Source organism: Streptomyces zaehneri (assembly GCF_032248645.1).
Taxonomy (GTDB): Bacteria; Actinomycetota; Actinomycetes; order Streptomycetales; family Streptomycetaceae; genus Streptomyces; species Streptomyces coriariae.
The window spans coordinates 370779-377194 of sequence record NZ_JASTTJ010000007.1; the positions used below are offsets into that span (position 1 = coordinate 370779).

The 6416-nt window shown below is 71.9% G+C and carries 6 protein-coding genes; 2 read left to right on the top strand and 4 right to left on the bottom strand.

Annotated features, from left to right (window positions below):
• Positions 1-48: 48 nt before the first annotated feature.
• Positions 49-201: a hypothetical protein gene (locus QQM72_RS15170; protein ID WP_314221384.1), complete on the bottom strand. Its 153-nt coding sequence runs from the start codon at positions 199-201 to the stop codon at positions 49-51.
• Positions 202-397: 196 nt separating this feature from the next.
• Here QQM72_RS15170 and QQM72_RS15175 point away from each other — a divergent pair, with 196 nt between their 5' ends.
• Positions 398-1294 (top strand): NYN domain-containing protein, encoded by an 897-nt coding sequence (locus tag QQM72_RS15175; RefSeq protein ID WP_314221385.1) that lies wholly within the window; start codon positions 398-400, stop codon positions 1292-1294.
• 26 nt (positions 1295-1320) lie between these two features.
• Here QQM72_RS15175 and QQM72_RS15180 read toward each other — a convergent pair whose 3' ends face one another.
• Positions 1321-2199: an alpha/beta fold hydrolase gene (locus QQM72_RS15180; protein WP_314221386.1), complete on the bottom strand. Its 879-nt coding sequence runs from the start codon at positions 2197-2199 to the stop codon at positions 1321-1323.
• Between the two features lie 151 nt (positions 2200-2350).
• Positions 2351-4591, bottom strand: coding sequence for a DEAD/DEAH box helicase (locus QQM72_RS15185; protein ID WP_314221387.1), 2241 nt, complete (start codon positions 4589-4591; stop codon positions 2351-2353).
• Positions 4592-5092: 501 nt separating this feature from the next.
• Between QQM72_RS15185 and QQM72_RS15190 the strand changes: the two genes are divergently transcribed.
• Positions 5093-5830 (top strand): ferritin-like fold-containing protein, encoded by a 738-nt coding sequence (locus tag QQM72_RS15190; protein WP_020130833.1) that lies wholly within the window; start codon positions 5093-5095, stop codon positions 5828-5830.
• A gap of 82 nt (positions 5831-5912) precedes the next feature.
• Here QQM72_RS15190 and QQM72_RS15195 read toward each other — a convergent pair whose 3' ends face one another.
• The gene (locus tag QQM72_RS15195; protein ID WP_314221388.1) at positions 5913-6182 is read right to left on the bottom strand and encodes a hypothetical protein; all 270 of its coding nucleotides are present in this window, start codon (positions 6180-6182) and stop codon (positions 5913-5915) included.
• Between the last annotated feature and the right edge of the window lie 234 nt (positions 6183-6416).

Below are 6416 nucleotides of genomic sequence, written 5' to 3' on the forward strand. Positions count from 1 at the left end.
CCCCACGGCATCGCCGTGGGGGGCTCTGAAACCTGTAAGGGACCCGTGTTACGAGGCCGAGTTGTCGGCCGGACGGATCCACAATCGCTGCCCGATGGCGGCGGCCTGCTGAACGATCCGGTTGACGGAGGCGGCGTCCACGACGGTGCTGTCCACGGCGGTGCCGTCGACGTCGTCGAGTCGCATGATTTCGAAGCGCATTGGCTTCTCCCTTCGTCTGGTCATCCTCCTGAGGAGAACTACTTGGTTACACAGGGAGTCAACGGGATGCGTGTTACAAACATTCCCTACGCTAAAGAAATTTTTCGAACAACTAATTACTGACGAGTAAGTGGGTTTGCGGAGACTGAACGGGACCGGTTGTGTTCGCAGCGTGACCACCGGGACAATGGAGGCGATGAACGACGACCTCCCGGCCCTCGCCGACCGTATCGACCGCACGAACGCGCTGCTGACACGCATGCTCGCCGAGGTGGCCAAGACACCCTCGACCCACGCGATCTTCGTCGACGCGGGGTACCTGTACGCGGCCGCGGGGCGCCTGGTGGCCGGGACCGAGGACCGCCGGGCCTTCGACCTGGACGCCGAGGGCCTGATCGAGGCGCTGATCGACCGCGCCCGCTCGATCTTCGCCGACAGCCGGCTGCTGCGCGTCTACTGGTACGACGGCGCCCGGCGCCGCATCCACACCTCCGAGCAGCAGTCCATCGCCGAACTGCCCGACGTGAAGGTGCGGTTGGGCAACCTGAACGCCAACAACCAGCAGAAGGGCGTCGATTCGCTGATCCGGACCGACCTGGAGTCCCTGGCCCGGCACCGCGCCATCAGCGACGCGGCCCTGCTGGGCGGCGACGAGGACCTGGTCTCGGCGGTGGAGGCCGCGCAGGGGTACGGCGCCCGGGTGCACCTGTGGGGCATCGAGGCGCCGGAAGGCCGCAACCAGGCCGAGCCGCTGCTCTGGGAGGTCGACAGCCAGCGCACCCTCGACCTCGACTTCTTCAAGCCGTACGTCTCACGGCGCACCGCCCCGGCCTACGAGGGCCCCGGCGCGAACCGGCCCACCCGTGAGGCCGTCCGCTTCGTCGGCGCGCAGGTCGCGGCGAAGTGGCTGGCGGCGCGGGGCAGGGAGTCGCTGGCCGACCTGCTGCCGGGCCACCCCTACCTCCCCGGCTCCGTCGACCAGGATCTTCTCGTGGAGGCGGAAGGCATCCTCCAGTACTCCCTGCGCGGCCAGGCCGACCTGAGACGCGCCCTGCGGGACGGCTTCTGGGAGCACGTGCAGACGCAGTACTAGGACACGACCGGCGGGACAGACCCCTGTCACCCGGGGTGGCGGTCCCAGAAGTCGGCGAGCGCGTGGGCCGTCGGCAGCGGCTGGTCCTGGTTCGGCGAGTGCTCGGCGCCCGGGACGACCGTGCGGTGCGCCCGCAGCTCCACGGCCATGTCGTCGAGCAGGGACACCGGCCAGGTGTCGTCCCGCGCACCCGACAGCACATGGAACGGCAGCGGAACGGCGGCGAGCTCACCGACCCGGTTCGGCTCCACGCACAACTGGCGCCCGGTGGCCAGGAGTTGAGCGGGCTTGTGGTTCAGCCAGCGCCGTCGCAACAGCTCAGGGTCGCCGGGGCCGCGGGCCGGACCGCCGACCTCCTCCGGCGGACCCATCGCCAGGATCGCCTCCCACACCTGCGGCATCGTCATCACCGCGAGCGCGTCGTGGAGCAGTTTCACGCGCTGCTTCTGGGACTCCGAGATCTCGGCCGGGCCCGAGGCGACGAGCGTGAACGACAGGAAGGGGGAGTGGTCGAGAAGCGCGGCGGCACGGGCGATCTGACCGCCGAGGGAATGCCCCATCAGGTGCACAGGGGCATCGAGAGCCGCCGCCTGCGCCAGCACGTCCCGCGCCAACTCCTCGCGCGCGTAGGCGGATTCGTCGACAGCCGGTCCGTCGGACTCGTTCTGCCCGCGCCCGTCCACGGCGACGGTCCGGTAGCCGCGGGCCGTGAGCGGCTCGTGCATCCGGTGGAAGTCCTCCTTGCTCCCGGTGAAGCCGGGCATCAGCAGCGCGACACCCCGCTGCTCGACACCGGCGGGCACGGGCGCGTCGACGACGGCGAACTCGCCGCGCTCGGTCCGCAGCGGATACGAGAGCGCGCCGGGGGGCGGCGGGAAGGGGCTGCTGGTGCTGGGCCTGGTCACGCCCCGAGGCTACCGGGAGGGCCCGCCGCGCGCCGTCGGTGGTACCTCTCCCGGGACCGCTCTGCCGGGACCGCTCTCCCGGGAACGCCGACGGCCCGGCCCCTCACCGAGGAGGGGCCGGGCCGTCGGGCCGTCATGGCATGCCGGTGAATCAGCCGTCCGCAGGTTCCGCGGCGGTCGTCGCCTTGCGGGTGCGGCGCACCCTCGGCTTCGCCTCCGCCGTGTCGACCGCGACCACAGCATCGGCCTCGGCCGGGGCCGGGGCGGTGGCGGCGGTCTTGCGGGTGCGGCGCGGCTTGGTGGCTTCCGCTTCCTGGGTGGCCTGGGCCGGGATGTCGGCCGTGGTGGCCGTCGTCTCGGGCGCGGTGGCCTTGCGGGTGGTGCGGCGGCGGGGTTTGGCCTCGGTCGCTTCGGCCGTGTCGACGGCGGCTTCGGCCGGGGCCGCGGCTGCCGTCTTGCGGGTGCGACGCGGCTTGACCACGGTCTCGGCGGCCGCGACGGCCTCCGGGGCCTCGACGGCCTCGATGGTCTCGACCACGGCTTCGGCGGGCGCCGTCGCCTTGCGGGTGCGGCGGCGCGGCTTGGCCTCCGTCGCCTCCGCGGTCTCGACAGCGGCCTCGGCGGCCGGCGGCTCCGTCACGGCGGCAGGGGCGGTCGCCTCGGGCTGCACGGTCTGCACGGTCTCCGCGGTCTTGCGGGTACGGCGGCGACGCGGCGCGGCCACGGTCTCCGCAGCTGCCTCCGGAGCGGTGCCCTCGGCGGTCGCCGCAGCCGCCACAGCCGCTGTCGCGACCTCGGCGACGGGCTCGACGGTCGCCGCGCCGGCCGGTACGGCCGTCACGACGGCGGCCTCGTGCGCGGACCCGTTGCGGGTGCGGCGCCGACGGCGCGGAGTACGCGGGCCTGCGGTCTCCTCCGCCACGGACGTCGGCTCGGCCACGGGGGTCTGCTCGGCCGCCGTGGTGCCGGCGGGTGTCGCCTCGAGCGGGGAGCCGTTGCGCGTACGACGACGGCGACGGGGTGTGCGGGCCGAACGCTCACGCTCTTCGGTCTGCTCCGCCGTCCGGTCGCCGGGACGGGACTCGCCGCGGCCACCGCGGTCGTCGCGTCCGCCCCGGTCACCGCGACCGCCTCGGTCGCCACGGCCACCGCGGTCCCCACGACCGCCCCGGTCGCTGCGACCGCGCGCTCCGCGGCCGCCCGGCTCGCCGAGGTCCTCGAGCTCCTCCGCGTCGAGCCCGGCGCGGGTGCGCTCCGAGCGCGGCAGAACACCCTTGGTGCCCGCGGGAATGCCGAGTTCCTCGAAGAAGTGCGGAGAGGTGGAGTACGTCTCCGGCGGGTCGCTGAACTCGAGCTCCAGCGCCTTGTTGATGAGCTGCCAGCGCGGGATGTCGTCCCAGTCGACCAGCGTGACCGCGATGCCCTTGGCGCCCGCGCGGCCGGTACGGCCGATGCGGTGCAGGTAGGTCTTCTCGTCCTCGGGGGACTGGTAGTTGATGACGTGCGTGACGCCTTCGACGTCGATACCGCGGGCGGCCACGTCGGTGCAGACGAGGACGTCGACCTTGCCGTTGCGGAAGGCGCGCAGCGCCTGCTCACGGGCGCCCTGGCCGAGGTCGCCGTGGACCGCGCCGGAGGCGAAGCCGCGCTGCTGGAGCTGGTCGGCCAGGTCGGCGGCGGTGCGCTTGGTACGGCAGAACACCATGACCAGGCCGCGGCCCTCGGCCTGGAGGATGCGCGCCACCATCTCGGGCTTGTCCATGTTGTGCGCGCGGTACACGTGCTGCTTGGTGTTCGCGACGGTCCTGCCCGCGTCGTCCGGCGACGTGGCGTTGATGTGCGTGGGCTGCGACATGTAGCGGCGGGCGAGGCCGATGACCGCGCCCGGCATGGTCGCCGAGAACAGCATGGTCTGGCGCTTCGCCGGAAGCATGTTGATGATCTTCTCGACGTCGGGCAGGAAGCCCAGGTCGAGCATCTCGTCGGCCTCGTCCAGGACGAGCGACTTGATGTGCTTGAGGTCGAGCTTCTTCTGGCCCGCGAGGTCCAGCAGCCGGCCCGGGGTGCCGACGACCACGTCGACGCCCTTCTTGAGGGCCTCGACCTGGGGCTCGTAGGCCCGGCCGCCGTAGATGGCGAGGACGCGGACGTTGCGTACCTTGCCCGCGGTCAGCAGGTCGTTGGTGACCTGCGTGCACAGCTCACGCGTGGGGACGACGATGAGTGCCTGCGGGGCGTCGGTGAGGTCCTCGGGACGGGCGCGGCCGGCCTCGACGTCGGCGGGGACGGTCACGCGCTCGAGGAGCGGGAGTCCGAAGCCGAGGGTCTTGCCGGTGCCGGTCTTGGCCTGGCCGATGACGTCCGTGCCCGTGAGGGCGACGGGGAGCGTCATCTCCTGGATCGGGAAGGGACTGATGATGCCGACGGCCTCAAGGGCCTCAGCGGTCTCGGAAAGGATGCCGAGCTCTCGGAACGTGGTAGTCAGGGTGCTGCCTCTTCTGTGTGCGCGGTGCGAGGCGAGCGCGGGGGTCGTGTCAGGACCGTGCCGGGGGACGTCGACTGCCTCACGGGCCAGCCGTCAGGACACGGGACCTCTGCCGACGCTCTAGCGCTCGTACCGCTGAGGGGGTCCCCTCCGGGTTTCCGTACGCACAGTGCCGTACGGGCGAGGAGGGCTGTCGGGTCGGAGCCGATCGGGCCACCGACCGGGCATCCTCATACGTGCGGCCCGTCGAATATTCGGCAGGCGCATTACCACCATACCCCGGAATCGCGCACACGCGATGGCCGATTCGGTCACGTTGTGGTTGTCACAGTGCCGGGGGTGGCCCCGTACGTCTTCGTTGTCACACTGATTGACCAGGGACTTCCCTCGTGCGACGAGCGGGCTATTGTGCGCTTCATGACGACCTCTGACAAGCCCGAGAACACCGCCACCGGCATCGCCGCCCAGGACTGGACTACGGCTTCGGCCGACCCGCAGTACCGTGCCGCGGTCGTTGATCTGCTGGGTGCGCTGGCGTACGGCGAGCTGGCGGCGTTCGAGCGGCTCGCGGAGGACGCCAAGCTGGCGCCGACGCTGGAGGACAAGGCGGAGCTGGCGAAGATGGCGTCGGCCGAGTTCCACCACTTCGAGCGGCTGCGCAACCGGCTCACCGAGATCGGTGAGGAGCCGACGCTGGCGATGGAGCCGTTCGTCGCCGCGCTCGACGGCTTCCACCGGCAGACGGCCCCGTCGGACTGGCTGGAGGGTCTCGTCAAGGCGTACGTCGGCGACTCGATCGCCAGTGACTTCTACCGCGAGGTCGCGGTGCGCCTGGACACCGACAGCCGCGCCCTGGTGCTGGCCGTGCTCGACGACACCGGCCACGCCGGCTTCGCGGTGGACCGCGTGCGTGGCGCGATCGACGCCGACCCGCGGGTGGGCGGACGGCTCGCGCTGTGGGCGCGGCGGCTGATGGGCGAGGCCCTGTCGCAGTCGCAGCGGGTGGTCGCGGACCGCGACGCGCTGTCGACGATGCTCGTGGGCGGTGTCGCGGACGGTTTCGACCTCGCCGAGGTCGGCCGGATGTTCTCCCGGATCACAGAGGCGCACACCAAGCGGATGGCGGCGCTGGGGCTGGCGGCCTAGAACCCGTTCGGCCGACCGAGCCGCGGGCGGCCGGCCGGCCGGGTCTCTCCCCGCCGGCCGTCACCTGTCGTCGTCGCCGGACTCAGGCCGGGGCCGACCGCCGGCGGAGTCGGCCGGCCGGGCGCAGCAGCAGGGAGAGCGAGGCGGCGGAGACGATCCCCGCGCCGAGGAGACTCGCCAGGCCGGTGCCGGGGCCCAGCGCGCTGTGGGTGACGAAGTCACCGAACAGGGCTCCGGCGACGCCCGTCGCGAAGACGAGGGTGCGCACCGGCAGACGGTGCGAGAAGCGGTGGACCGCCGCCCACGCGAGCACGAGACCGAGCACAGCGGAGCCGAGCGCTTCCAAGATCATGTGGGTCCCTCCCGGACGGTTGGGGCTGTGCATCAAGGTCGTAGCCCGTCATACCCGTGACCTGCGGAATGCAATCCTCCTCTGTGGCCGACTTGTGCTCCATCTGTGGAGAAGACGCCGACAGCGAAACCGACAGCGAATCCGGCCGGGAATCCGGCGGCGGGGTTGTCCGGCGGCTCGACGTCGATCTCCCCGAAGTCGTCGTCCTCTTCGAACGTCTCCGGGTCGGTGGGG

Bases quoted from the DNA above. Each gene is read 5' to 3' on its own strand.
- QQM72_RS15185 (WP_314221387.1), bottom strand. From the start codon at position 4,591: ATGACGCTCCCCGTCGCCCTCACGGGCACGGACGTCATCGGCCAGGCC.
- QQM72_RS15195 (WP_314221388.1), bottom strand. From the start codon at position 6,182: ATGATCTTGGAAGCGCTCGGCTCCGCTGTGCTCGGTCTCGTGCTCGCG.
- QQM72_RS15170 (WP_314221384.1), bottom strand. From the start codon at position 201: ATGCGCTTCGAAATCATGCGACTCGACGACGTCGACGGCACCGCCGTG.
- QQM72_RS15175 (WP_314221385.1), top strand. From the start codon at position 398: ATGAACGACGACCTCCCGGCCCTCGCCGACCGTATCGACCGCACGAAC.